This is a genomic window from Streptomyces sp. NPDC055749, assembly GCF_053617235.1.
The window spans coordinates 68,085-92,754 of record NZ_JBSHFH010000001.1 but is presented as its reverse complement, the minus strand read 5'-3'; the positions used below and the strand labels follow the sequence as shown (position 1 = coordinate 92,754).

Here is a 24,670-nt window from a genome sequence, read left to right as displayed (position 1 = left end):
GCCGTCAGGGGACGACGACCAGGCGTCCGGTGACCTTGCCGTCGGCGAGGCGGGCGAATGCCTCGCCGACCTTTGCCAAGGGGTACTCGGCCTCCACACACCCCCGGATGAGGCCGGCTGCGGCCATCTCCATGACGGTGCGGGCGTCGGCGAGGGTGGCGCCGACGGAGCCGCGGATCTCCGTCTCCCGTACGACTACGTCGAGCACGTCCAGCGTGGCGGGCTCGCCCGTGTAGCCGACGAGGACTACTCGCCCGCGGGTCCCTGTCATTCGTACGGCCTGTCCGGGGGTGTGGGCATTGCCGACCGTGTCGACCGCCACGTGGCAGCCTGCCCCCGCGGTCGCCGCGTGGACGGCCGCGACCGGGTCGCCGTCGCCCGGGTCGATGACGGTGCCGGCCCCGTAGCGCCGCGCCTGTTCCCTGCTCGGCGCGTGCGGGTCGACGGCGATGACGCGGGCGCCGTCGGCGACGGCCACCTGGACGACGGCGAGGCCGACCCCGCCCGCACCGATGACCACGACGGTCTCCTCCGGGGCGGTACGGGCGACGGACCGGACGACGCGTACCGCGGTCGTTCCCGAGCAGCCGAGGACGGCGGCTTCGGCGAAGGAGACCGTGTCCGCGATCGGTACGAGGGAGCGGGCGCCGGCCAGGTAGTACTCGCACAATCCGCCGTCGGAGTCGAAGCCGACCTTCGCCGCCGGGTTCGGGCAGAGGTTCTCCGATCCCTCCGTACACCGGGGGCAGCGCCCGCAGCCTTCGTAGTAGTACGCGAGGACCCGGTCTCCGGGCGTGAAGCCGGCGCCTTCACCGACCTCGGCAACCTCCCCGGCAATCTCGTGCCCGAGCACGATGGGGAGGGACGGGGTGACGACGGAGCCGTCGGCCAGGTGGAGATCGGTGTGGCAGAGCCCGGCTGCGCGGACCCGGACGAGCACCTGTCCCGGTCCTGGAACGGGGCGGGTACGGAGCTCGATCTCCAAGGGCTTGCCCAGTGCGTTCAGCACCGCCGCCGACATGACACTGCTGGCCATCGCAGCCTCCGATATCCAGCCGCCGTCGTGCGACGGCCTCAGGTCCGGGATCCTCGCACGGCAACGGTCCCCGGGTTGCGCCGCGCGAGCTGGATTGACGTTTCTCCTGCCGCTGACCTGGGGCGATGTCGACCACCCGCTCAGGGTTTCACCCGATAGACGGACATCCCCCGCCCACCGGAGAGGGGATCCGCGCGGCCCTGGGCGCCGACACGGCAGGCAGATCCGCCCCTGACCTGGGACTTCCTCCGACATTCGGCATGAAGCGCACATTATTGGGTGAAATGTGATCGGTCCGGCGCCCAGTACGTTCCGACTGAAGTGGATCACCTTCAGAGAGCGAACCCCGTGGACTTCGAAACCTTCCACCATGCTTACCCGCGCATGCTGCGGGGGCTGATCGACGAGCCCGCCTACCGCAACGCCCCCCGCGGCTACGCCAGCCGCGAGCAGCTCGGCGTGCGCTTCCGGCTCGCGCGGGCGGACCAGCGGGTGCCGCTCGTACCCGCCCGCCGCCTCAACATCGTCTTCAACTTCGCCGAGGCCCTCTGGTACCTGGCGGGCCGGGACGACCTCGACTTCATCGCGTACTACGCCCCCAGCATCCGCAAGTACTCCGCCGACGGACACCGGCTGACGGGCACCGCCTACGGCCGCGCGCTGTTCGGGGCATCCGAGGGCAGGCCCGACCAGTGGCCGGCCGTGGTGGAGACCCTCCGTGCGGACCCGGACACCAAGCGGGCCGTCATCCAGATCTTCCGGGGCAAGGAACTCCAGGTCCCCGGCAACCCGGACGTCTCCTGCACGCTCGGCCTGCAGTTCCTCCTGCGCGAAGGCGCCCTGCACGCCGTAGGATTCATGCGCGCCAACGACGTCTACCGCGGTATGACCAGCGACGTCTTCTCCTTCACGTTCCTCCAGGAGATGCTCGCCCGCCAACTCGGCGTCCCTCTCGGCTCGTACGTACACCAGGTCGGCTCCCTCCACCTCTACGACCCCGACCACACCCGGGCCCTGGAGGTGCTCGCCGATCCGGCCGCCGACGAGCCGCCGGCCTGGGATTTCCCCGCCATGCCGGAAGGCGACAACTGGCCATACGTACGCGAGGTCCTGGCCGTGGAGGAACAACTGCGGCTCGGCCGCCACACGCTCGCCGCGGATCCCGGCACGCACGGTCTGCCCGACTACTGGACGCATGTCCTCGTCCTCTTCGAAATCCACCGCCGCATCCGGCACAAGGAACACGTCGGCGAGGAGCAGCTGGCCCTCCTTCCACCGCTCTACCGCCGCCTCGTCGAAGAACGCTGGCCGAGCACTGCGCCCGTCGCCGTCCCCGTCCCTGTCCCTGTCCCCGTCGCAGGCTGAAAGGCGTTCCGCCCATGACGACCAGCACCCATTGGCAGAAGAACACCTCCATCGCCGACGGCTTCGACGCCTACGACGACCTCCCCGAGCGCCTCATCGGCTACCCGGCCGTGTTCCGCGCCCTCGGTATCGGCGCCCCCGCCGTGCGCACGGTCCTCGACTACGGCTGCGGCCCCGGCAAGGTCGCCACCCGCATCGCCGAGGTCTCATCCGACGCGCAGGTCGTGGCGGCCGACATCTCCCCGCGCATGCTGGAAATCGCCCGCACCCGGCGCCCGCACCCGCGCGTCGACTACCGGCAGATCGACAGCGGCAAGCTCACCTTCCTCGCCGACGACTCGATCGACGCGGCCATGTCCGCCTACGTCTTCATCAACGTCGGCGAACTCCCGCTCCTCCACGAGATCGCCGCCGAGGTCCACCGCGTCCTGCGCCCCGGCGCCCGCTACGCCGTCCTCGACACCAACCCGGACACCACGGGCATCCGCTTCTCCACCTTCCGCAGCGGCGAACCCGGCCGCACCTACACACCCGGGGAACGCCGCCAAGTGCTCCTCGACCGGCCCGACGGCGGCGAGCCGCTGGAGCTCATCGACCACCACTGGCCCCGCCAGACCTACCTCGACGTCCTGACCGAGGCGGGGTTCACCGACCTGACCGTCGCCGAACCGCTCCTCACCGACCTCTCGGCCCTGCCCGGTACCACCCCGGCCGAGGCCGCCCACCCGCCGTTCCTCATCGTCACGGGAGTCAAGCAGTGACCACCACCACCGCAGCCGTCCAGCAGACCCGCAGCGTGTTCCTCGCCGGTCCCTTCAAGGCCCTCGTCGACGCGGACGGCGCCATGAACACCGAGGCCCGTACGCGCTTCGAGACCCTCATCGAGCGCCTGGAGGCCGAGAACTACCACGTCTACAACGCCCACCGCCGCGAATCCTGGGGCGCGAAGTTCCTCACCCCCGACGAGTGCACCCGCCTCGACTACGACGAGATCTCCGCCAGCACCGTCTTCGTCGCCTTCCCCGGCCACCCCGCATCCCCCGGCACCCACATCGAGATCGGCTGGGCCTCCGCCATGGGCAAGCCGATCGTCCTCCTCCTCGAAGAGGGAGCCGACTACGCCTTCCTCGTCCGCGGTCTCCACACCGTCGGCAACGTCACCTACCTCACCATCGGAGACACGGGATCACTCGTCACCGAGGTCATCGACACCGTGAACCGGCTCGCCCGGCACGGCGAGGAGGCCGGCGCGGGCATCTGACAACCTGGCAGCGGATCACGTTCAGGAGCGGGACTGCGGGCGGGCAGCCTGCGCGCGGACACCTTGGGGGGAACGCAGTGAAGGCAACGGCGGCATCACAGTGATGGGCCTCCTGGACAACTACTTCGGTACCCGGCACCCCGACGAGGGTGTCGCACCGCGCACACCCCTGGAAGTCCGGTCGGCGTTGCTGGCGCTCAACGGGCCGGGCGCCCCCTTCGCCGTACGCAACGGCACTTCGAAGGAGGGCGACCTGGTGGCCGAGTGCCGGCTCCCCGCGCTGCGCGTGAGGCTCCGCACCCGGATGCGCCTCGACGCGGCGAAGCGCGAGGTGCGGGCTGTCGACGAGCAGTGGGAAGTCTCGCTGGCCGAGCACGTCCGCGGGCAGCACTCCCGCGGGCCGGCGAACGCGGTGTACCGGGTGTGGGGCAAGGAGACGGGGCCCGACGGGCGCGAGCGCAGGGTCGAGACGTTCCGGTTCGAGACCCGGGAGATGAAGGATCCCCTTCGCCAGGCGGTCCTCGACGCCGGCTGGACCTGGCGCGGAGTGCTGTTCCGGCTCTGACCGTCCCTGGCCGGTCCATGCACGCCGGCACTCCGGTCATCCACAAGGGTTCTGGCGAACCAACCGCTCTTGAAAGAAGGCCCAGGTCAGCGACCTGGGCCTTCGCCGTTCAGACCTCGACCCCGACCCGTTCGGGCTGATGCCACCGCTTCGGCCGAGCGCATTGCGGTGACGTTTCAGGCATCTATTGAACCGTTCGGGAATGTCGTAGGGGTTGATCGTTTCTGCATGATCCGCTCACCCTCAGGCCGAGCAGCCGCGTTCCCGTACCTGGCCGTCCCGCTCCAGCTGAACTCCCCACACCCCTCAAGTAGGAGTCACCTCCATGCGTTTCACCCCTGCCGCCTCCCTCGCCCTGACCGCCGGAGCCTGCACCGTTCTGCTCCTGGCCGGGCAGCCCGCCGTGGCCGGATCCGGCACCGCGGCGCACAAGGCCGCCGCTGCCGCGCCCACCTGCGTCAAGGACGGGGAGACCGGCACCTACCTCTCCAAGGAGGGCACCTCGAAGGCCACGTTCTCCTCGGGATTCTTCGACACCCTGCGCAGGGCGGGGGTCACGATGGACGCCATCGCTCCCCACGAGATGACCGACAACGGAACCTCCGTCACCCTTCCCATCGGCGAGAAGTACGACAACATCGAGTTCCCCAGCGGACGTGTCTGCTACCCCGGCGGGTTCCGCTACACCAAGGAAGCCACGGGGAAGACGTCCGAGATCGACATCTTCTGGGTCCAGTTCGCCGCTTTCGGGAACAGTAAGTTCCTGGCCACCCCCAAGGTCGACGGGAAGCCCCTGCCCACGGGTGAGCTGACGATGCTGAACTTCAGCGTCCCGCAGGCGTTCACGACCGGCGAGTTCGTCCCGCACAACGACGGAATCGGCCCCAAGCGCGTCGTCATGTCGATGGACGCCCAGTGGGCCACCCACCTGAACACGGAGCTCGGAACCGACTTCAGGGCGGGACAGCACGTCTTCGACCTCGACATCGCGTGGAAGGGCCTGCCCACCAAGCCGTTCCCGAACACCGGGCCGTTCCCCAGCCCCGGCGTCGCGGGGCTCCAGAGCATCGCGGACGCCATCCGGCCGGAACTCTCGCCGACCGCCTAGTCCAATGTGTACGCGGCCGCGCGAGGTCCTTACCCGCCCGTCGGGACCGAGGCGGCCTTCAGTGTCTCCCGCATGATGCGCGCGCCCTGTTCGGCCATCTCGGCGATGGGGCCCGCGAGTTCGTCGGGCGTCACGTCGATCGTCCAGACGAACCGGCTGCGCCCCTCGGTGTCGGCGAGGACCTGCATCGAGGCGTGGTGGTGCTTCGGCTTCATCGAGCCGCCGACCACCGCGTACGCCACCCGGCGGGCCGCCTCGTCGATGTCGACGATCAGCTCGTGCACGACGACACCGTTCGCGAAGGTCACGATCCTGGTGTCCGCCTCCATGCGGGTGTCCGTGACGAAGCCCGGCACCAGGCGCCGGTGCACGTCTCCGACCTCGCGCAGGGCCTCCCAGACGTTCTCCGGGGAGTTGTCGATCAGAAACTCCTTGTGGATGTGAGCCATGACCTTCTCCTGTCGGTGACCAGGGGATGAAGCGACTACGGGATGAAGTGCGATGTCGCTCAGCTTGCTTGCCACACCCCGTCCCGGTCTTGAAGATCCTTGCGGCGGGCCGGTGTCAGACCCCCGGCGTAGCGTTCAGGAGTGCTGACCTCCACCGTCCTCGCCACCCGGCCGGACTTCCGCATCACCGCGGTGAGCTGCCGGGACGACCACACCCGCTGGTCACAGGCGGAGGTGCGCGAGGACTACCGAGTGGTGCTCGTGCGCCGCGGCCGGTTCCGCAGGCGGGCGGCGGGCAGACCGGCCGAGGTCGACCCGACGATGGCCTATCTCGGCGTCCCGGGCGAGGAGGAGCGTTTCGCACACCCGGCCGGCGGGGGCGACGAGTGCACCTCGATCAGCCTGACGCCCGCGCTGTGGCGCGTCGTGGCAGGTGAGGACGCCCGCCCGGCTCGGCAGAGTGTGTACGTGGACGCCCGCCTCGACCTGGCCCACCGCCGCGTCCTCGTGTCCGCCCGCACCGGCGACGTGGACCATGCGGTGACCGAGGAACTGCTCGGACTGCTCTCCGCCGCAGTCGGCCACGCCGTCGACGGCGCCCTGCCTCCCGGCGTCGGTCCCGGCCCGGACGAGGCGGCGCTCGTCGTCGCGGCCCGGCACGCGATCGGCGAGGCCCACCCCGCCTCCGAGGGGCTGCTGCCGCTCGCGGAGCTCCTCGGCGTCTCGCCGTACCGCCTGAGCCGCTCCTTCACCCGCGAGCTGGGAGTCTCCCTGACCCGCTACCGCAACCGGGTCCGCGTCGGCCGGGCTCTCGACCGTCTGGACGCGGGCGAGGACAGCCTCGCCGCCCTCGCCGCCGACCTGGGTTTCTCCGACCAGGCCCACCTCTGCCGGACCATGCGCGAGTACCTCGGCCACACACCGACGGTGCTGCGGCGGCTCCTCGGCGCCGGAGAGGCGTAGCACGACACAACCAGGGTCCTGTGGCATTCGTCACAGCGAAAACACAGGCAGTGAACGCAACTGCACCCTTTCGTCTTTTCTGTCTCTCCCGGTGTCGTGGTGCCGCCCGGAACAGGTGAAGAAAACGTGACGGCCGACCGTTGCCCCGGCCATACGATCACCTTCGAGTCGCACCTGCGTGACCCATTCCGCTGCGACCCTTCTTCTCTTTTTCGGACCCCGAAGGGCTCTTGTGAAGATTCGCCGGATTCTCGCCACAGCTGTTGCCGCCGCAGTGACCACGCCTGCCCTCCTGCTGTCGGTCACCCCCGCGTTCGCCGACGACAAGCCGGCAGCGCAGACGCAGGAGAAGCCGTCCATCGCGGAGCTGGAGATAGCCGCCGCGGCGGCGCAGGAGGTGTACGACGGAGCCTTGGCGGCCGAGACTGCCGCCTACGCGGCTTTGGAAGCGGTCCTGTCCGACACCGCTCCCCTGGAGGTGGCGGTCAAGGCCGCCCAGACCTCGGCAACCGAAGCCGCCACCACGAAGACCAACGCCGACCAGGCGGTCGTCGACGCTCAGGCGGCGCTGGACGCCCTCACGGAGACTGCCACCGAGGAGCAGAGGGCCGCCGCCACGACGGCTCTCACCGAGGCGCAGACCGCAGCCGTGACCGCCGGTGAGGCCAAGGCCGACGCCGACGCCGCGCTCACGGAGGCCGTGGACGCGCGTGACGACGAGCGGGTCGCCGCATTCCGGACCCTGCACCAGGCTCAGGAGGCCACCAAGGCCGCGCTCGCCGCCAAGACCGCCGCCGACGAGGCGCTGGCCAAGGCGAAGGAGGAGGAAGCCGAGGAGGGTGAGGGCGGCGAGGAGGGTGAGGAGTGCGTCCCCGAGGCCAAGCTCACCACGGTCGTCACCGGTCTGCCGTCCACGGTCGTCGCCGGCACGAAGGTCAACTTCAAGCTCCGGGTCACCAACGGCACCGATAAGACGATGGACGAGGTGCTTCCGTTCGCCTACGTCCACGCGACCGACAAGAGCGGCCTCAACGACCTCGACGACGTGGTGCACCTGCAGTGGTCGTCCGGCTCCTCCTCGACGTGGAAGACCGTCGACAACGAGCACTACATGGACGCCATCAGCCCGCTGAAGGCCGGCGCCCACGCCGACGTCAAGATGCGCCTCACGATCGACGCCTCGGCCCCTGCGGGCAACGGCGTCACCTTCGTCGCCGGTGACTACTTCAACGACAACGGCACCTGTGGCGGAAGCCCGGACCTCGAGGGCTACGAGTTCATGATCGCCGCCGCGGGCAGCAAGCCCGGCAAGGTCGACGACGCCAAGCCCGGTAAGACCAAGCCGAACACCTCGGACGTCAAGCCGCAGAGCGGCGCGTCGGCCAGTCCCGTGGCCGGCAGCCTCGCCGCCACCGGCTCGTCGTCCGCGACCTCGCAGCTCGCCCTCGCGAGCGGCGCGGCCCTGGTGATCGGCGCGGGCGCGGTGTTCGTCGTACGCCGCCGCAAGGCCGGCTCCCACGCCTGACGCATGAGCTGAGCCGGGGTGCCGACCAGACACCCCGGCCCACGCACCGACCTACCAGCGGGCCCGACACCGAACGGTGTCGGGCCCGTTGCTGTGCCGGTCCCGCGGCTGTGTCGGTCCCGCTGCTGTGACAGGCCGGGGGCGGCAGCCCCTCACGCCTTGGATCTTCCTCTGAACCGGGGCCGCATCTGCTAGACGGATTCAACGAACTAATTGCAGATGAGAGGCCAAACGGCCTACGGTGTCGCATATGCAGTCCTACACAATCGGACAGGCGGCACGTCTGCTCGGAGTAAGCCCCGACACCGCGCGCCGCTGGGCGGATGCAGGCCGAGTCGCGACCCACCGCGACGAAGCCGGCCGCCGCCTCATCGACGGCCGTGATCTGGCCGCGTTCTCCATCGAGGTCGCCCAGGGCGGTATCGGCGAGGAGGACTCCTCGTACACCTCGGCCCGCAACGCCTTCCCCGGCATCGTCACCGCGATCAAGCTCGGGGACGTCGCGGCCCAGGTGGATATCCAGGCCGGTCCGCACCGGCTCGTCTCACTCCTGACCCGGGAAGCCGTGGAAGAGCTGGGGCTGGAGGTCGGCATGCAGGCCACCGCCCGCGTGAAGTCGACCAGCGTGCACATCGACCGCACCTGACCCTCGCGCAAGCAGGCGGCGTCGCCCTTCCCAGGCTCCCGAACGGAATCGAGCAGCGGAGGCCCCCCATTCGGCGCGGCTGATCATCATCCGCTCGGACGGCACCTGCCGACCGCGTCCCCAAGGAGTCCCACCCTCATGTCTCGCACCCTCATGACTCGTACCACGCTCACCGGACGGCGCGCCGCTGCCGCCGTGCTGACCGTCGGCCTGCTCGTGCCACTTGCCGCCTGTGGCAGCGACGACGACACCAAGAAGGACAGCGGTGCCAAGGCCACGGATTCGACGGCGGGCACTCCCGACGCCGATCTGACCGTGCTGGCCGCCGCCTCCCTCACCGACGTCTTCAAGACCGCCGGCGCCGCGTACGAGAAGTCCCACCCGGGAACGAAGCTGAAGTTCTCCTTCGCCGGCTCGCAGGAACTGGCCGCGCAGGTCAAGCAGGGCGCCCCCGCCGACGCGCTGGTGACCGCGGACACCAAGACCATGGACGGTCTGAAGGCGGACACAGGTACCCCGTCCGTCATCGCCAAGAACCGCCTCGTCATCGCCACCGTCGAGGGCAACCCGGAGAAGATCGACGAGCTGAAGGACCTCGCCGACCCCGAACTCAAGGTCGTCCTCGCCGCGCCCGAGGTTCCGGTCGGCCGCTACAGCCAGCAGGTCCTGGACGCCCAGAAGATCGTCGTGAAGCCGGTCTCCCAGGAGCCCAACGTCCGTGCCGTCATGAGCAAGGTCGAGCTGGGTGAGGCCGACGCCGGCCTCGTCTACAAGACGGACGCCGCCACCGCCACGGACAAGGTCGACGCGGTCGAGATCCCGGACGCCCAGAACGCGATCGCCGAGTACCCGGCCGCGACCCTGAAGACGTCCGAGAACGGCGAGGCCGCGGCTGCGTTCGTCGCCTGGCTGAGCACGCCCGAGGCACAGAAGATCCTCCAGGACGCGGGCTTCCAGAAGCCGTAACGTGTCACGTCACTCACGTACAGGGGGCTGCCCGGTCCGGGGGGATCGGGCAGCCCCCTGTACGGCTCCGCCGCTCCTCGCCCACCACCCCAGGAACCTCCGAAATCCCAGGAACCTCCGATGAGAAGCCTCCGCACCCGCGCGCCGGGCCCCCGCACCCCCGCCGCTCTGGCGATCCCCGCGGTGCTCGCCATCGCGTTCCTGCTGATGCCGCTGATCGGGATCCTCGTCCGTACGTCATGGGGCGACCTGGGCGACCATCTGACCAGCCCCGGGGTGACCGAGGCCCTCGGGCTCTCGCTCCAGGTGTCCTTCTGGGCGCTCGGCCTGTCCCTGCTGCTCGGGGTGCCGCTGGCCTGGCTGCTCGCCCGGGTCGAGTTCCCCGGCAAAGCGCTCGTACGCTCGCTCGTCCTGCTGCCGATGGTGCTGCCGCCCACCGTCGGGGGCGTGGCGCTGCTCCTCGGCTTCGGCCGCCGCGGACTCCTGGGTCCCTGGCTGGAGGACACCTTCGGCATCACCCTGCCCTTCCACACCTCCGGGGCCGTCGTCGCCGCGACCTTCGTCGCGATGCCATTCCTCGTCATCAGCCTCGAAGGGGCGCTGGGCGGGCTGCGCCCGCGCTACGAGGAGACCGCCGCTTCCCTGGGTGCCTCGCCGGTACGGGTGTTCTTCACCGTCACCATGCCGATGGTCGCCCCGGGCCTCGTCGCCGGAGCCGCGCTCACCTGGGCGCGCGCACTGGGTGAGTTCGGCGCGACCATCACCTTCGCCGGCAACCTCCCCGGCACCACCCAGACGCTCCCGCTCCAGGTGTACCTGCTGCTCCAGGACGAGCCGGAAGCCGCGACATCCGTCTCGCTCCTGCTGCTCGCCATCGCCATGGTCGTACTCATCGCCCTGCGCGGACGCTGGACCGGAACGCCCGCGGCCCATTCGCGCCCGCCTCCGCCGTCGGCGGATGTCGCGGACCCGGCAACGGCCGCGTTCCCCGCCGCCCGGCCCAGCGACACCGAGCTTGCGGTCGCGCGGGAACGCTGGTCCCTGCACACCGAGGTCACCGGCTTCAACCAGCTCGCCCTGGACGCGGAACCCGGCACCACCATCGCCGTCGTGGGCCCCAACGGCGCCGGGAAGACCACCCTGCTGCGCGCCCTGCTCGGCCTCACGCCCCGGGCCCACGCCACCCTGTGCCTCGGCGACACCGACGTCACCGACCTCCCGCCGCACCGCCGAGGCGTCGCGTGGGTCCCGCAGGACGGCGCCCTCTTCCCGCATCTGAGCGCCCTCGCCAACACCGCCTACGGGCTGCGCGCCCACGGCGTGCCCCGCGCGGAGGCCCGCCGCAGCGCCCAGGAGTGGCTCGACCGCCTCGGCGTCGGACACCTCGCCCACCGCAGACCCGCCCAGGTCTCGGGCGGCCAGGCCCAACGTGTCGCGCTGGCCCGTGCGCTCGCCGCCCGGCCCCGCCTGCTGCTGCTCGACGAACCCCTCGCCGCCCTCGACCAGACCACGCGCGCCCACGTACGCCACACCCTGCGCACCCACCTCGACAGCTTCGGTGGCGTCTGTCTGATCGTCACGCACGACCCCGTCGAAGCCGTCTCGCTCGCCGACCGGGTCCTCGTGCTGGACGAGGGCCGCGCCATCCAGGACGCCCCGCCCGTCGAAGTCACCCGCCACCCCCGCTCGCCCTGGGTCGCACGCATGCTCGGCCGCAACGCCTGGCCGGGCACCGCCACCGCCGACGGTCTCCAACTCCCCGGCGGAGGAGTGCTGGTGGTCGCGGAACCGCTGCCGGCCGGCACCGACGCCCTCGCGATCATCGCGCCCGAAGCCGTCTCCGTACACCGCGAGAGGCCCAGCGGAAGCCCCCGTAACGTCTGGCCCGGCACCGTCCGCGAGATCACCGCCAGCGGCAGTCGGCTGCGCCTCCTGATCACCTCGGACCAGGCACCTGACCTCATCGCCGAGATCACCCCCCAGGCAGCGGCCGAACTCGGCCTCGCCGACGGAACGTCCGTGTGGACCAGCGTCAAGGCGACGGAAGCCGGCATCGTGGCGCTCTGAGTCCCTCACGAAGAGCAGTGCCCGCGGCCGGCGGACATGTGGCACGTGTGGCACGTGTGGCACGACGGCGGGCGGGCGCAACCCGCCCGCCCGCCGTCGGCATGATCGCTGTGCCTTCCTCAGTTCTGGTTCAGCGGGAGTGCGACGTCGACGACCTGGTGCCGCGCCGGGAACGAGCCCAGGAGGTCGGTCTCGCCGTCGAGGACGTTCACCCGGTAGAACCGCTGCTTGTCGCCGGTGGACAGGGCCGCGAAGCCGCGGTTGGAGCCGTCGGAGTTCCGGTAGTAGATGTCGAACCCGGCGGACGGGCCCACGTCCAGACCGAGGTTGCCCGTCGGCGCGAGGGTGCCGGCATTGGCCGGGGACTGGAGCGAGACGCGGTTGTTCAGCGTGTCGATGTCGAACAGGGTGGTGGCCGTCGCCGCGTTGAGGTCGTTGTTGGTGTACGCGGCGCCGGTGACGCCGAAGGCGGTCGACGGCGGCATGGTCGGGTTGGTGAGCGTGCCGTCGACGGTGGTTTCCAGCAGGGCGGCCGGGTCGTCGATGTTGTGGCGCAGGTTCTGTCCGGTGTCGCTGATGACGCGCAGGCGGTTGGCGGCGGGGTTGAAGTCGACGCCGAAGTGCTCGCCGACGAGGCCGACGGTCAGCTTGGAGACCTTGGCGGCCTTGGCGTGCCTGTTCAGGGTGTAGATGCCGCCCTTGTCGCCGACGCCGTACAGCTTGCCGTTCTGGACGCGGAAGTCGATCCCGACGAGCTTCTTGTCGCCCTTCAGGCCGGCGACCTTTCCGAGCGACCAGGTGTCGCCGGGGTTCGCGACGTAGAAGCCGACGAGACGCTGGGTCGAGGTCAGCCCGACACTGATCAGGCCGCCGCCGTCGGAGCCGCCGGTGGCATGGGCGCGCGGCGCGAACGAGTCGGATTCACCGACGTCGGCAGCCGCGAGAGTGGGAGTGATCAGGGAGGCAGCGACCACCGCGACAGCGATGGCTGCGACACGAGTACGCACGAGGGGGAACTCCGATCGGTCAACGGCCCGCCCCCTGGATGGGACGAGTCCGCAGATGCTTCGACACCACCCGGCCAAGGGATGGGCCACCGAAGGCAGAACACCCGGTACGGCCCACATAAGTCGTACCGCCACACCCACACACGGAGCAGTCCGCTACGCCGGTCCCGAACAGGACACCGCCGGACAGTCCCTAGCGCGGCGCCGTGTCGTCGGCCGGGAACGCGGGGCCGTGGCCGGGCACGATCAGGTCCGCAGCGGCGAGTACGCGGAGCCGGGACGTCAGCAGCATCTCGTGGTCCGGGGACACCGGGTCGTCCACCGGGCCGTTGGGGCGCCACCACAGGTCTCCCACGAAGGCCACGACACCCGAGTCCGTGCCTGCCAGCAGGGTGATGTCCTCCCGGCTGTGTCCGGGGGTGCGGATCAGCCTGAGCGAGGGAGTCAGTTCGTAGCCCTCGGCGTCGCGGTCGGTCCACTGGTCGTTCCGGTAGATCGCCTTGTGGTCGTGGACGCGGGCCCGGCCGAAGAGGCCGACGTTCATGGTGTTGTCCGGATGGTGGTGGCTGAGCACCACGTCGGTGATGTCGTCGGGGCCGATCCCCGAATCCGCGAGCGGGCCGAGGATCCGCTCGCGGCCGGCGACCATGCCCGGGTCGACGATCACGTGGTGGTCCCCGTCGCTGATGTACGAGACGGTGGCGGCCACCCCGGGGCCGGTGGAGAGGGTGTAACCGGTGGTCAGGATCCTGTACGTGGCGCTGCGGCCGAGCGGTGCGTCTGTCATGGCCCCAAGTCTTCGGCGCGGGGCCCTCGTTCACGAGTGGCCGTGCTGCCACTGATCGCAGGAATCGTGCCACACTGCCGGCATGCCGCCCTTCGTGACCGTCGCCGCCTACGCCCCGCCAGGGGTCGGGATGCTCGGGGCCGGGATCGTCTCCGAGGTGTTCGACGCACGTGGGCAGGATCTGCCCGGCTTCGACTTCGCTCTGTGCACCGACCGGCCGGGGCGGATCCGCAGTGATGTCGGCCTGCCGATCGTGGTCGAGCACGGTCTGGACCGGCTGGCCGCCGCCGACCTGGTGATCGCCTTGCCCTGGGCGGACTTCCGTACGCCACCGGGACCCGCCGTCCTCGATGCGCTGACCGCCGCGCACGAGCGCGGCGCGCTCGTCGCCGGACACTGCGTCGGCGCCTTCGCCCTCGCCTCGGCCGGCCTGCTCGACGGGCGGCGCGCCACCACCCACTGGCGGTTCGCCCGCCTCCTCGCCGACCGCCACCCGGACGTCACCGTCGAACCCGACGCGCTGTACATCGACGAAGGCCGGATCGTCACAGGCGCGGGAGCCGCCGCCGGCTTCGACCTGTGCCTGCACCTCCTGCGGCGGGAGTACGGCGCCGCCACGGCCAACGCCATCGCCCGGGACCTGGTCCTGCCGTCCCACCGCGACGGCGGACAAGCCCAGTACCTGGCCACCCCGGCCCCCGAGGACTGCCACGACGACCGGCTCGCCGACGTACTCGCCTGGGCCCGCGAGCACCTCCACGAGTCGCTTCCCGTGGCGGAGCTGGCCCGCCGGTCCCTGATGAGCCGACGCTCCTTCGCCCGCCGCTTCGCCGCATCGACGGGCACCACCCCGCACGCCTGGCTGCTCGGCCTGCGGCTGAGCCGGGCCGAGGAACTCCTGGAGACCACGGACCTCCCTGTCGAGGAGATCGCCCACCTGGTCGGCTTCGGAAGCGCGGCCGTCCTGCGCTCACAGTTCGTACGGCGCCGGGGAGTACCGCCCCGCTCCTACCGCCGGTCCTTCACGCGCACGCCGTAACGGGCGGGGTGTCCTGGTTACCGGCCGCTGCCCTCGGCGAGGGTGTGGGCGACCAAGGCGTTGGCGTGGCCGTGGCCCAGGCCGTGCTCGGACTTGAGCCAGCCGACCAGCTCCATGTGCTTGGTGAGCGGGGAGGAGCGGATGAGGTCCTTCCACTCGGAGATGGGGCGGCCGTACTTCTTCTCGATCGAAGGGAAGTACGCGGCAGGGCCCTTAACGGTGTCGGTCATGGGATGTCCCGTCTGTCGAGCGGAATGGACGTGCCGTACTCGCTTGTATGACTGCCGACGAGAGGTGAACTCATCGGATCGGCAGGCATGACCTGCGAGCGCGCCTCTGCCGAATCCCGTGTTGCCGCACCACCACTTGTTCATGTAAGTGAACTGAAATCACGTACGCAACCGTTGACGCGGTCACGACAGGGCCTCTACCGTCCCATAGAAAGCGCTTGTTGTCGCTGATTGCAAGGTTCCGCCGCACTGCCCCGTTCATGCATCGGAACACCCCCCCACCCCCTGGAGACGCACCATGCAACTGAGACCCGTCATCGCATGCGTCGGCCTGCTGGCCGGCACGCTCGTCGCGTTGTCCGGCAACGCGGCGCAGGCCGCGTCCGTCCGGTACGAGGCCGAGCGCTCGCCCGCCGTCTGTAGCGGTGCCATCGACGCCGACTGGGCCGGGTACTCCGACAGCGGCTTCTGCAACGCCGACAACGCGGTCGGTGCCTACGCGGAGTTCACCGTGAACGCCGCCGCCGCGGGCACCGCCACGCTTCAGGTCCGGTTCGCCAACGGGACCACCGCCGCGCGGCCCGCGACCGTCACGGTGAACGGGTCGGCGGTGGCCTCCGCGTCGTTCGAGGGCACCGGCGCCTGGGGTACGTGGGTGAGCAAGACGCTCACCGTGCCGGTGCGGGCGGGCAGCAACACGGTCCGGCTCAGCCCGACCACCGCCAACGGGCTGCCCAATGTCGACTACCTCGATGCCGACGCGGGCGGCACCACGCCCCCGCCGGCCGGCTCCGCGCTGTACGTGGCACCGAACGGCAGCGAGAGCGCGGCCGGAACGGAGGCGGCGCCGACGACGCTCGCCTCCGCGATCTCCCGCGTCGCTTCCGGTGGGACGATCTACATGCGCGGCGGAAAGTACCCGCTCTCACAGACCGTCACCATCGCGCCGGGCAACAGCGGCACCGCCGCCGCCCCGACCGGGCTGTCCGCCTACCCGGGTGAGACTCCCGTACTGGACTTCTCCGCCCAGAGCGAGGACCCCGCGAACCGCGGGCTCGCAGTGAACGGCTCGTACTGGCACATCGACGGCCTCGTCGTCGAACACGCGGGTGACAACGGGATCTTCGTCGGTGGCAGCAACAACACCATCGAGCGCACGGTGACACGCTTCAACCGCGACACCGGACTGCAGCTCTCGCGGATCGCCTCCACCACTCCGCGCGACCAGTGGCCGTCCGGCAACCTCGTCCTCAGCGCCGAGTCGCACGACAACGCCGACTCCGACGGCGAGGACGCCGACGGATTCGCCGCGAAGCTCACCGTCGGCTCCGGCAACGTCTTCCGGTACGCCGTGGCACACAACAACATCGACGACGGCTGGGACCTCTACACCAAGACCGACACCGGCCCCATCGGAGCGGTGACCATCGAGGACTCCCTCGCGTACGAGAACGGCACCCTGAGCGACGGCTCCCAGAACTCCAGCGGTGACCGCAACGGGTACAAGCTCGGCGGCGAGGACATCGGGGTCGACCACGTCGTCCGGCGCAGCATCGCGTACGACAACGGCAAGCACGGATTCACGTACAACAGGAATCTCGGCACGATGGCGGTGTCGGACAACGTCAGCATCGACAACGCCGAGCGCAACTTCTCCTTCGACGGCGGCACTTCGGTGTTCCGCAACAACGTCTCGTGCCGCAGTGGCAGCGGCACCAACGACAAGACCGTGGGCGACGCCGACGGCACGAACCAGTTCTGGTCCGGTACGAACGGGTCCCGCTGCTCCTCGTACGCGGGTGCGCTGGGCTGGTCCTACACGGCGGACGGCCGCCTCGCCGTGACCTTCGGCGGCAGCCGGGTGACGCCGTAACCGACCTGCTGCTCATGAGGGCCGGGCCGATGACGAGGGACAGCCGGAATCCGGTGATCTGCACGCCGTCCTTCGGAAGGATGTCCACGGGCTCGGGACGAAGCCGCTCCAGCGTGCCGCGCGGGCCCGCGCCCTCCCCCTCGACCACGGTCTCGATGTGGCAAATCAGCCTCTTGGCCCAGGTGATGCATGAAGAAGGCCCAGGTCACCGACCTGGGCCTTCTCGCTCACTTCACTGCGCTTCTCGTCTCCACGGACGCCCGGTGCGGGCTCAGTCGTAGCTGAAGTCGCCCACCGTCCAGGCGCTGACGTCCTCGATCGAGACCCGGTACATCCCGCCCGTCTCCGGGATCCCGACCGCGCCCTGCAGGATGCGGGCGACGTGGAAGTGCAGGTGGGTGGGCGGGTCGTTCCTGCCGGTGGGGGTGGTGAAGATGCCGGAGAACTCGCCCAGGCGGGCCGAGTCCGTCAGGACCTCCGAAACACGCTGCCTCCACACGGCTTCGGGAGCCAGTCGGCCGGTGATGACAGCGCCACCGGCGACCACGGTCAGGGACATCTGATTGCTGTGCCCGGACTCCACCATGGCGGCGATGTCCACGAGCAGCTCGTCAGTCTTCGACATGAAAGCCGAGTCTATTGGCCGGGCCGCTGTACACGCAGTTCGGACCGGGCCGCCTGGAGACCTTGACCACATCACGCGCGGCCGGGGATGCCCGGGCCGTACCCGGATGTTGCCATCCGGAGGACACCCCAGCGACTGAACAGGACATGCCGTGACAGACGTATACGCCGAACGTGCCGCAGACACCCTTTCGCGCCCGTTCGCAGTCCGCGGACTCACCTCGCGCAACCGCATCGCCATGGCCCCCATGACCCGGCAGTTCTCCCCGAACGGCGTTCCGGGGCAGGACGTGGCGGACTACTACGCGCGGCGGGCCGCCGGTGGTGTGGGGCTGATCATCACCGAGGGGACGTACATCGACCACCACTCCGCGGGCACCAGCGACCGCATCCCGCGGTTCCACGGTGCGGACGCGCTCGCGGGCTGGGCGCATGTCGCGGACTCCGTGCACCGCGTGGGCGGCGCGATCATTCCGCAGCTGTGGCATGTGGGGGTCAAGCGCACCGAGGGCGCCCCGCCCGTCGTGGACGCGGAGCCGGTCAGCCCCTCCGGCGTGTCGCTGGCCGGTGACCCCAAGGGGCGCGCCATGACGCAGAAGGACCTCGACGACGTCGTCACCGCGTTCGCCGACGCGGCAGCCGCCGCCGAGCGCGCGGGCTTCGACGGTATCGAACTGCACGGCGCGCACGGCTACTTGATCGACCAGTTCCTCTGGTCGGGCACCAACCGGCGTACGGATGGCTACGGCGGCGACCTCGTCGCGCGGACCCGCTTCGCGGCCGAGATCGTGGCGGCCTGCCGGGCGGCCGTGTCCGACGCCTTCCCCCTCTTCTTCCGTATGTCGCAGTGGAAGATGGACGCGTACGAGGCGAAGCTCGCCGAGACGCCCCAGGAGCTGGACGCCCTGCTGACGCCGCTGGCCGACGCCGGTGTCGATGTGTTCCACGCGTCCACCCGCCGCTACTGGCTGCCGGAGTTCGACGACTCCGATCTGAACCTCGCCGGATGGGTGAAGAAGATCAGCGGCCGGCCGACGGTCACCGTCGGCTCGGTCGGTCTGGACGGCGACTTCTTCGGCGCGTTCCAGGGCAACAGCTCCGGGGTCACCGGCATCGACCAGCTGCTGGAGCGCCTGGAACGCGACGAGTTCGACATGGTGGCCGTCGGCCGTGCGCTGATCGCCGACCCCGAATGGGCGGCGAAGACGCTGCGCGGGCGCACGGACGAGATCACGCCTTTCGGTGCGGAGATGCTGTCGACTCTGCGCTGATCAGGCCCTGGTCTGCTGATCAGGTCGTGATCCGCTGATCCGGTCGTGGTCAGGAAGCGGTCGGGGAGTGGAAGGTTGCCGCGGGCCTCGCCGTGACCGCGCCCGCTCAGGCCCGGCCGGTCGCGGCGGGGCCCACGAGTTCCTCCAGTACGTCTTCCATCGTGACGAATCCGATGACGGTGCCCTTGTCGCCCGTCACGGCCGCCAGGTGTGTGCCCGCGGCCCGCATCGCGGTCATCGTGTCGTCGAACGGGGTGTCGATCTCGACGCGGATGACGGGGTGGTAGGCGCTCCTGGGGAGCGGCTGGGTGCGCTGGGCGACGCCGAGGGCGTCCTTGATGTGCAGGTATCCCAGCACCTCGTCCCCCGGTCCCGTGACCGGCAGCCGGGAGAAGCCCGAGGTGGCCGCGGCGCGCTCCAGCTGCTGCGGGGTGATGTCGTGGCCGACCGTGACGGTCCTGTTGAGCGGGACCATCACCTCGCCGATGGGGCGGGTGCCCAGCTCCAGGGCGTCGCGCAGCCGTTCGCCGTCGGCCGGGGCGAGCAGTCCGGCCTCGCTGGAGTCCTTCACGAGCCGGACGAGTTCGTCGTCGGTGTAGACGGAGGAGACCTCGTCCTTCGGTTCGACCTTCAGCAGCCGCAGCAGGACGTTGGCGAACGCGTTGATGCCGAAGACGGCCGGGCGCAGTGCCCGGGTCAGTGCCACCAGCGGCGGGGCCAGCGCGAGCGCGGTCTGTGCGGGGGCGGCCAGCGCGATGTTCTTCGGGATCATCTCGCCGACCAGCATGTGCAGATACGTGGCGAGGGCCAGCGCGATCACGAACGCGATGGGGTGCACCAGGGCCTCTGGCACGCCGATCGTCGCGAAGGGCGGTTCCAGGAGGTGGGCGATGGCCGGCTCGGCCACCGCGCCCAGGACGAGCGAGGAGATGGTGATGCCGAGCTGGGCGGTGGCCATCACGGCCGAGAGGTGTTCGAGACCCCACAGCGCGCTCCGCGCGCGGACGTCGCCCTTGACCGCCCGGGGCTCGATCTGACTGCGGCGTACGGAGATCAGGGCGAACTCCGCGCCGACGAAGAACGCGTTGGTGAAGAGGGTGAACACGCCGATGGCGAGCTGGAGCATGGTCATCGGGAGCCCTCCTCGACGAGCGACGCAGGAACGGGGACGGGTGCGGTGACGGGTGCGGGTGCGGTGACGCGTACCCGGTCGGCACGGTGGTGTTCGACGTGCAGCACGGCCAGCTGCCAGCCCTCCACGGAGATCACGTCGGTGGGTTCCGGGATGCGTTCCAGCCGGGTCGCGACCAGTCCCGCAAGCGTTTCGTACGGGCCTTCCGGCACGTCGAAGCCGATGGATTCGAGCTGGTCCAGACGGATGCTGCCGTCCGCTTCCCAGACGGCGCGCCCGTCCGGCGACATTCCGCCCGGCGCCAGGTCGGGGCGCTCGTCCGGGTCGTGCTCGTCGCGTACCTCGCCGATGACCTCCTCGACGATGTCCTCGACGGTGGCGACGCCCGCCGTGCCGCCGTACTCGTCGATGACGACGGCCATGGTGCGGCTCTGCCGCAGCCGTCCCAGCAGGGTGTCCACGGGCAGCGAGTCGGGTACGAGGAGGGGCGCCGTGGCCAGGTCGGTGACCGGGGTCAGGCGGCGCAGCGGCTCGTCCAGCGCGAGTACGTCGCGGATGTGGACGGTGCCGATGACCTCGTCGAGGCTGTCGCGGTAGACGGGGAAGCGGGACAGGCCGGTGGCCAGGGTCAGATTCGCGGCGTCGGCCGCGGTGGCGCCGGCTTCGAGGGCGCGGACGTCGACGCGCGGGGTCATGACGTTCTCGGCGGTCAGGTCGGCGAGGTGGAGGGTGCGGACGAACAGCTCGGCCGAGTCCTGCTCGATCGCGCCCTCGCGGGCGGAGTGCCGGGCGAGGGCGACGAGCTCCTCCGGGGTGCGGGCGGAGGCCAGCTCCTCGGCGGGTTCCATGCCGAAGCGGCGTACGACACGGTTCGCCGTGTTGTTCAGGTGCCGGATCAGCGGGGCGAAGCAGGCGGTGAACGCGCGCTGCGGGCCGGCCACGACCTTGGCGACGGCGAGCGGGCTGGAGATCGCCCAGTTCTTCGGGACGAGCTCTCCGATCACCATCAGCACCACGGTGGAGACCGCGACGCCGAGCAGCGTGGCGACGGTCGGGACGGCGCCGGACGGCAGACCGGCCGCTTCCAGGGGGCCGCGCAGGAGCACGGCCAGGGAGGGTTCGGCGAGCATGCCGATGACGAGCGAGGTGACGGTGATGCCGAGCTGGGCACCGGAGAGCTGGAAGGTGAGCCGCTTGGCGGCCTTCAGGGCGCTCTCGGCTCCGCGCTCGCCCGCCTGTGCGGCGCGCTCCAGCTCACCGCGCTCGATCGTGGTCAGGGAGAACTCGGCCGCTACGAAGACCGCGCATGCCAGCGTGAGTGCGAGTGCGAGGAGGAGAAGGAGGACTTCGCTCACCGTGCCACCGCCGCCCTGTGGTCCGACGGGGCGGGAATGGCACGGCTCGTACTGGGAGGCTCACCCATTGCGGGACCGGAGCTCCTTTTCGGTTCGGATGGCGGGCTGGGGCGTGCTGCCCCTCCACAGATGGTAAAGGGAAAGCAAAGCGTTCCCCTGTGGCCCCGGGTCACAGGACGGACACCTTGCCGCGCTACCGTGCCGCGACGGCGGGCTGCTGCCCGTGCACACCCAGGGAGGGAACACCCCATGAGCCAGGCCGCCGGTACGGGCGAACTGCGACGGCGGCTCGGAGTGCGCGACGCCGTGGTCATCGGTCTTGGCTCCATGATCGGAGCCGGTGTCTTCACCGCGCTCGGGCCCGCCGCCGAGGCCGCCGGCTCCGGGCTGCTGCTCAGCCTGGCCCTCGCCGCGGTGGTGGCGTACTGCAACGCGACGTCGACCGCCCGCCTCGCCGCCCGGTACCCGCAGTCCGGCGGCACCTACGTCTACGGCCGCGAACGCCTGGGCGGTTTCTGGGGCTACCTGGCCGGCTGGGGATTCGTCGTCGGCAAGACCGCCTCGTGCGCCGCCATGGCCCTCACGGTCGGCGCGTACGCCTGGCCGGACCAGGCGGCACCGGTGGCCGTGGCCTCCGTCGTGGCGCTGACCGCCCTGAACTACACCGGCGTGCAGAAGGCCGCCTGGCTGACCCGGGCCGTCGTCGCGGTCGTCCTCGCCGTACTCGGCGCGGTCGTCACGGCGCTCCTGACCAGCGGTACGGCCGAGACCTCCCGCCTCGGCATCGGCGGCGACATCACGGCGGGCGGCGTGCTCCAGGCCGCCGGGCTGCTGTTCTTCGCCTTCGCCGGGTACGCCCGCATCGCGACCCTCGGCGAGGAGGTCCGTGACCCCCGGCGCACCATCCCCCTGGCCATCCCCCTCGCCCTCGGCATCACCCTCGTCGTCTACGCGGCGGTCGCCGTGTCCGTCCTGGCCGTCCTCGGCCCGGAGCGGCTCGCGCAGTCCGCCGCCCCGCTCACCGACGCCGTGCACGCCGCGGGTGTCCCGGCGCTGGCGCCCGTGGTGCGCGTCGGCGCAGCCGTCGCCGCACTCGGATCCCTGCTCGCGCTGATCCTCGGCGTCTCCCGCACCACGCTCGCCATGGCTCGCGACCACCATCTCCCCCGTACGCTGGCCGCCGTCCACCCCCGGTTCGGCGTCCCGCACCACGCCGAACTCGCCGTCGGCGCCGTCGTCGCCGTGCTGGCCGCGACGATCGACGTGCGGGACGCCATCGGCTTCTCCTCCTTCGGCGTGCTCGTCTACTACGCGATCGCCAACGCCGCCGCCCGCACCCTCGGTCCCGACGAGGGACGCCCGCCCGTGCCCGTACCCCTGCTCGGCCTGGCCGGCTGTCTCGTGCTCGCCTTCACCCTGCCCGTCGCCTCGGTCCTCATCGGCGGCTCGGTCCTCCTGGCCGGCGCCGCCGTCTACGGGCTGCGCCGCCGGACCACGGGCTGACGGGCGCCCGCCCCCTCCCCGACTTGCCGGACCGCCGCCTTTGGGGTTGGTTCGATGTAGGTGTGTACGTGGTTCCCGTCTCCCCGGTTGGGGGTGAACCGACGTGCTGTTCACCGATCGCGCCGAAGCGGGGCGGCTGCTCGCCGAAGCACTCAGGCATCTGAAGGCCGAGCGTCCCGTCGTCCTCGGCCTGCCGCGCGGCGGGGTCCCGGTCGCCTTCGAGGTGGCGGAGGCACTCGGCGCACCCCTCGATGTGATCGTCGTCCGCAAGCTCGGCGTTCCCTACCACCCCGAGCTGGGGTTCGGCGCGATCGGCGAGGACGGGGTACGGGTCATCAGCGAGGAGATCGTCCGCCGGACCGGGGTCACGGAGCGGGATCTCGCCGCCGTCGAGCGTGCCGAGCAGGCCGAACTCGTGCGCCGGACGCGGGCGTTCCGCGCCGACCGGCCGCGGGTTCCGCTGGCGGGCCGGACGGTGATCCTGATCGACGACGGGATCGCGACGGGCGCCACGGCCGAGGCCGCGTGCGCGGTCGTACGGGCCCAGGGGGCGGGCCGTGTCGTGCTCGCCGTTCCGGTGGCGCCGCCGAGCGCGGTCGCCCGGCTCCGCACCAGGGCGGACGACGTGGTCTGTCTGTCGACGCCTGCGCTGTTCTCAGCCGTCGGCGAGTGGTACCGCGACTTCTCCCAGACCCCGGACGAGGACGTCGTCGCCCTGCTGGCCCGCGCCGCACAACGCGAGCTGCCGTCCAGGCCCGTCGTCACGACCGAGGCGGAGGTGGAGGCCGACGGCCTCTCCCTGGCCGGCGAACTCGCTCTCCCGGAAGGTGCCGGGGCGGTCGTGGTGTTCGCCCACGGCTCCGGAAGCAGCCGCCACAGCCCCCGTAACCGTGCGGTGGCGGCCGACCTGAACCGGGCGGGCCTCGGCACTCTCCTCTTCGACCTGCTGGTGCCCGCCGAGGAGGCCGACCGCGGGTACGTCTTCGACATCGAGACCCTGGCCAGACGGCTGACGGAAGCCACCCGCTGGCTGCGCGACCGGGTGGCCGAGCCGATCGGCTACTTCGGGGCGAGCACCGGGGCCGCCGCCGCGCTCCGTGCCGCGGCGGCCGCCGACGCGGACGTCGGCGCGGTGGTCTCGCGCGGCGGGCGTCCCGACCTCACCGGGCGGCGGCTCGCGGACGTACGGGCGCCGACGCTGCTCATCGTGGGCGGCGACGACGGGCAGGTGCTCGATCTCAACCGGCAGGCGCAGAGCGAACTGCGCTGCGAGAACCGGCTGGAGATCGTGCCGGGTGCCACGCACCTCTTCGAGGAGCCGGGCGCACTGGACACGGTGGCCGCCCTCGCACGCGACTGGTTCACCCGGCACCTGGTGACAGGTGCCGGGTGAACGGTGACATGTGACGGTGCCGGGTGAACGGTGACATGTGACGGTGCCGGGTGAACGGTGACAGTGCCGGGTGACAGGTGACAGTCAGGGCCGGTCAGCTCTCACGTCAGCGGGTACGACTTGCGTCCCGACGCCTCGTCGATCTCGTCGTGCGCCTTGGTCAGCAACTTCATCGCCAGTTCGTTGAGGGCTCTGCCACCCGCGATCTCCTCGCCCACCCTCGGCTGCTCCGAATCGCTCGGGTGCCTGCTTGCATAGCCGTGGGCACGCATCTCGGTGCCGTCCGGGAGGCGCACCAGGGCAGCCGCACGCGTGCGGTTGCTGTCCTCCTCGAACTCCAGCTCGATGTGCCATCCGACAACGGTCTTCAGCATGACGGTCACCTCCGGAAACCCCCTCCGGACATCCCCTGCTACCAGGGTGCCCCTGTTCCCTCCACCGCGCAGCACACGCCTCGACGGCGCACACTCGACGTAAGTCCCATTTCGCCCCGCGGGTCATCGCG

Annotated in this window: 24 protein-coding genes; 15 read left to right on the top strand and 9 right to left on the bottom strand. The window is 70.8% G+C overall.

The window, feature by feature from the left end; genetic code table 11:
- Positions 1-4 precede the first annotated feature (4 nt).
- A complete protein-coding gene (locus ACWGO0_RS00440; RefSeq protein ID WP_453525695.1) occupies positions 5-1,036 on the bottom strand; it encodes an alcohol dehydrogenase catalytic domain-containing protein in 1,032 nt (343 codons plus the stop codon).
- 348 nt (positions 1,037-1,384) lie between these two features.
- Here ACWGO0_RS00440 and ACWGO0_RS00435 point away from each other — a divergent pair, with 348 nt between their 5' ends.
- From ACWGO0_RS00435 to ACWGO0_RS00415, 5 genes are all read left to right on the top strand, one after another.
- Positions 1,385-2,401 carry a thymidylate synthase gene (locus ACWGO0_RS00435; RefSeq protein ID WP_453525692.1) on the top strand — a complete coding sequence of 339 codons (1,017 nt, stop codon included), beginning with the start codon at positions 1,385-1,387 and terminating at the stop codon, positions 2,399-2,401.
- Positions 2,402-2,415: 14 nt separating this feature from the next.
- Complete coding sequence (locus ACWGO0_RS00430) at positions 2,416-3,162, top strand: class I SAM-dependent methyltransferase (RefSeq protein ID WP_453525689.1); 747 nt, start codon at positions 2,416-2,418, stop codon at positions 3,160-3,162.
- Positions 3,159-3,662 (top strand): nucleoside 2-deoxyribosyltransferase, encoded by a 504-nt coding sequence (locus ACWGO0_RS00425; RefSeq protein WP_453525686.1) that lies wholly within the window; start codon positions 3,159-3,161, stop codon positions 3,660-3,662. The genes ACWGO0_RS00430 and ACWGO0_RS00425 overlap by 4 nt, the downstream gene beginning before the upstream one ends.
- Positions 3,663-3,765: 103 nt before the next feature.
- A complete protein-coding gene (locus tag ACWGO0_RS00420) occupies positions 3,766-4,227 on the top strand; it encodes a hypothetical protein (RefSeq protein WP_453525683.1) in 462 nt (153 codons plus the stop codon).
- Between the two features lie 325 nt (positions 4,228-4,552).
- Entirely contained in the window at positions 4,553-5,335 is a 783-nt protein-coding gene (locus tag ACWGO0_RS00415; protein WP_453525680.1) for a hypothetical protein, read from the top strand.
- A 29-nt stretch (positions 5,336-5,364) separates the two neighbouring features.
- Here ACWGO0_RS00415 and ACWGO0_RS00410 read toward each other — a convergent pair whose 3' ends face one another.
- Positions 5,365-5,784, bottom strand: coding sequence for an SRPBCC family protein (locus ACWGO0_RS00410; RefSeq protein WP_453525677.1), 420 nt, complete (start codon positions 5,782-5,784; stop codon positions 5,365-5,367).
- A gap of 141 nt (positions 5,785-5,925) precedes the next feature.
- On the opposite strand from ACWGO0_RS00410, the gene ACWGO0_RS00405 reads away from it, so the two are divergent.
- From ACWGO0_RS00405 to ACWGO0_RS00385, 5 genes are all read left to right on the top strand, one after another.
- Positions 5,926-6,747, top strand: coding sequence for a helix-turn-helix domain-containing protein (locus ACWGO0_RS00405; protein ID WP_453525674.1), 822 nt, complete (start codon positions 5,926-5,928; stop codon positions 6,745-6,747).
- 232 nt (positions 6,748-6,979) lie between these two features.
- Positions 6,980-8,272, top strand: coding sequence for an LAETG motif-containing sortase-dependent surface protein (locus tag ACWGO0_RS00400; protein WP_453525671.1), 1,293 nt, complete (start codon positions 6,980-6,982; stop codon positions 8,270-8,272).
- Positions 8,273-8,522: 250 nt separating this feature from the next.
- Positions 8,523-8,918: a TOBE domain-containing protein gene (locus ACWGO0_RS00395; RefSeq protein ID WP_453525668.1), complete on the top strand. Its 396-nt coding sequence runs from the start codon at positions 8,523-8,525 to the stop codon at positions 8,916-8,918.
- A gap of 138 nt (positions 8,919-9,056) precedes the next feature.
- The gene (gene modA / locus ACWGO0_RS00390; RefSeq protein ID WP_453525665.1) at positions 9,057-9,884 is read left to right on the top strand and encodes a molybdate ABC transporter substrate-binding protein; all 828 of its coding nucleotides are present in this window, start codon (positions 9,057-9,059) and stop codon (positions 9,882-9,884) included.
- Between the two features lie 120 nt (positions 9,885-10,004).
- On the top strand, positions 10,005-11,951 hold the full coding sequence (locus ACWGO0_RS00385) for an ABC transporter permease (protein WP_453525662.1): 1,947 nt from the start codon (positions 10,005-10,007) through the stop codon (positions 11,949-11,951).
- Positions 11,952-12,070: 119 nt separating this feature from the next.
- Here the strand turns inward: ACWGO0_RS00385 and ACWGO0_RS00380 are convergent, their stop codons facing one another.
- Together ACWGO0_RS00380 and ACWGO0_RS00375 are read right to left on the bottom strand one after the other, a co-directional pair.
- Positions 12,071-12,958: a DUF4394 domain-containing protein gene (locus ACWGO0_RS00380; RefSeq protein ID WP_453525659.1), complete on the bottom strand. Its 888-nt coding sequence runs from the start codon at positions 12,956-12,958 to the stop codon at positions 12,071-12,073.
- A 193-nt stretch (positions 12,959-13,151) separates the two neighbouring features.
- Positions 13,152-13,745, bottom strand: a complete 594-nt coding sequence (locus tag ACWGO0_RS00375; RefSeq protein WP_453525656.1) for an MBL fold metallo-hydrolase — start codon at positions 13,743-13,745, stop codon at positions 13,152-13,154.
- 82 nt (positions 13,746-13,827) lie between these two features.
- Between ACWGO0_RS00375 and ACWGO0_RS00370 the strand changes: the two genes are divergently transcribed.
- Positions 13,828-14,784, top strand: coding sequence for a GlxA family transcriptional regulator (locus ACWGO0_RS00370; RefSeq protein WP_453525653.1), 957 nt, complete (start codon positions 13,828-13,830; stop codon positions 14,782-14,784).
- A gap of 17 nt (positions 14,785-14,801) precedes the next feature.
- Here ACWGO0_RS00370 and ACWGO0_RS00365 read toward each other — a convergent pair whose 3' ends face one another.
- Positions 14,802-15,014, bottom strand: coding sequence for a DUF4287 domain-containing protein (locus ACWGO0_RS00365; protein ID WP_453525651.1), 213 nt, complete (start codon positions 15,012-15,014; stop codon positions 14,802-14,804).
- Between the two features lie 298 nt (positions 15,015-15,312).
- Between ACWGO0_RS00365 and ACWGO0_RS00360 the strand changes: the two genes are divergently transcribed.
- Positions 15,313-16,887, top strand: a complete 1,575-nt coding sequence (locus tag ACWGO0_RS00360) for a right-handed parallel beta-helix repeat-containing protein (RefSeq protein ID WP_453525648.1) — start codon at positions 15,313-15,315, stop codon at positions 16,885-16,887.
- A 271-nt stretch (positions 16,888-17,158) separates the two neighbouring features.
- On the opposite strand, the gene ACWGO0_RS00355 is transcribed toward ACWGO0_RS00360, so the two are convergent.
- A complete protein-coding gene (locus ACWGO0_RS00355; RefSeq protein ID WP_453525645.1) occupies positions 17,159-17,512 on the bottom strand; it encodes a hypothetical protein in 354 nt (117 codons plus the stop codon).
- A gap of 151 nt (positions 17,513-17,663) precedes the next feature.
- On the opposite strand from ACWGO0_RS00355, the gene ACWGO0_RS00350 reads away from it, so the two are divergent.
- Positions 17,664-18,782, top strand: a complete 1,119-nt coding sequence (locus ACWGO0_RS00350; protein WP_453525642.1) for an NADH:flavin oxidoreductase — start codon at positions 17,664-17,666, stop codon at positions 18,780-18,782.
- Positions 18,783-18,888: 106 nt separating this feature from the next.
- Here the strand turns inward: ACWGO0_RS00350 and ACWGO0_RS00345 are convergent, their stop codons facing one another.
- Entirely contained in the window at positions 18,889-19,914 is a 1,026-nt protein-coding gene (locus tag ACWGO0_RS00345) for a hemolysin family protein (protein ID WP_453525639.1), read from the bottom strand.
- Complete coding sequence (locus tag ACWGO0_RS00340) at positions 19,911-21,269, bottom strand: hemolysin family protein (RefSeq protein ID WP_453525636.1); 1,359 nt, start codon at positions 21,267-21,269, stop codon at positions 19,911-19,913. The genes ACWGO0_RS00345 and ACWGO0_RS00340 overlap by 4 nt, the downstream gene beginning before the upstream one ends.
- Positions 21,270-21,518: 249 nt before the next feature.
- Between ACWGO0_RS00340 and ACWGO0_RS00335 the strand changes: the two genes are divergently transcribed.
- Both ACWGO0_RS00335 and ACWGO0_RS00330 read left to right on the top strand, forming a co-directional pair.
- Positions 21,519-22,772: an APC family permease gene (locus tag ACWGO0_RS00335; RefSeq protein WP_453525633.1), complete on the top strand. Its 1,254-nt coding sequence runs from the start codon at positions 21,519-21,521 to the stop codon at positions 22,770-22,772.
- A 103-nt stretch (positions 22,773-22,875) separates the two neighbouring features.
- Entirely contained in the window at positions 22,876-24,165 is a 1,290-nt protein-coding gene (locus ACWGO0_RS00330; protein WP_453525630.1) for a phosphoribosyltransferase family protein, read from the top strand.
- 101 nt (positions 24,166-24,266) lie between these two features.
- On the opposite strand, the gene ACWGO0_RS00325 is transcribed toward ACWGO0_RS00330, so the two are convergent.
- A complete protein-coding gene (locus tag ACWGO0_RS00325; RefSeq protein ID WP_453525627.1) occupies positions 24,267-24,539 on the bottom strand; it encodes a DUF1876 domain-containing protein in 273 nt (90 codons plus the stop codon).
- Positions 24,540-24,670 lie beyond the last annotated feature (131 nt).

Bases quoted from the DNA above. Each gene is read 5' to 3' on its own strand.
- ACWGO0_RS00420 (WP_453525683.1), top strand. From the start codon at position 3,766: ATGGGCCTCCTGGACAACTACTTCGGTACCCGGCACCCCGACGAGGGT.
- ACWGO0_RS00360 (WP_453525648.1), top strand. From the start codon at position 15,313: ATGCAACTGAGACCCGTCATCGCATGCGTCGGCCTGCTGGCCGGCACG.
- ACWGO0_RS00345 (WP_453525639.1), bottom strand. From the start codon at position 19,914: ATGACCATGCTCCAGCTCGCCATCGGCGTGTTCACCCTCTTCACCAAC.
- ACWGO0_RS00385 (WP_453525662.1), top strand. From the start codon at position 10,005: ATGAGAAGCCTCCGCACCCGCGCGCCGGGCCCCCGCACCCCCGCCGCT.
- ACWGO0_RS00355 (WP_453525645.1), bottom strand. From the start codon at position 17,512: ATGTCGAAGACTGACGAGCTGCTCGTGGACATCGCCGCCATGGTGGAG.
- ACWGO0_RS00395 (WP_453525668.1), top strand. From the start codon at position 8,523: ATGCAGTCCTACACAATCGGACAGGCGGCACGTCTGCTCGGAGTAAGC.
- ACWGO0_RS00335 (WP_453525633.1), top strand. From the start codon at position 21,519: ATGAGCCAGGCCGCCGGTACGGGCGAACTGCGACGGCGGCTCGGAGTG.
- ACWGO0_RS00375 (WP_453525656.1), bottom strand. From the start codon at position 13,745: ATGACAGACGCACCGCTCGGCCGCAGCGCCACGTACAGGATCCTGACC.
- ACWGO0_RS00415 (WP_453525680.1), top strand. From the start codon at position 4,553: ATGCGTTTCACCCCTGCCGCCTCCCTCGCCCTGACCGCCGGAGCCTGC.
- ACWGO0_RS00365 (WP_453525651.1), bottom strand. From the start codon at position 15,014: ATGACCGACACCGTTAAGGGCCCTGCCGCGTACTTCCCTTCGATCGAG.
- ACWGO0_RS00370 (WP_453525653.1), top strand. From the start codon at position 13,828: ATGCCGCCCTTCGTGACCGTCGCCGCCTACGCCCCGCCAGGGGTCGGG.
- ACWGO0_RS00440 (WP_453525695.1), bottom strand. From the start codon at position 1,036: ATGGCCAGCAGTGTCATGTCGGCGGCGGTGCTGAACGCACTGGGCAAG.
- ACWGO0_RS00410 (WP_453525677.1), bottom strand. From the start codon at position 5,784: ATGGCTCACATCCACAAGGAGTTTCTGATCGACAACTCCCCGGAGAAC.
- ACWGO0_RS00430 (WP_453525689.1), top strand. From the start codon at position 2,416: ATGACGACCAGCACCCATTGGCAGAAGAACACCTCCATCGCCGACGGC.
- ACWGO0_RS00325 (WP_453525627.1), bottom strand. From the start codon at position 24,539: ATGCTGAAGACCGTTGTCGGATGGCACATCGAGCTGGAGTTCGAGGAG.
- modA (WP_453525665.1), top strand. From the start codon at position 9,057: ATGTCTCGCACCCTCATGACTCGTACCACGCTCACCGGACGGCGCGCC.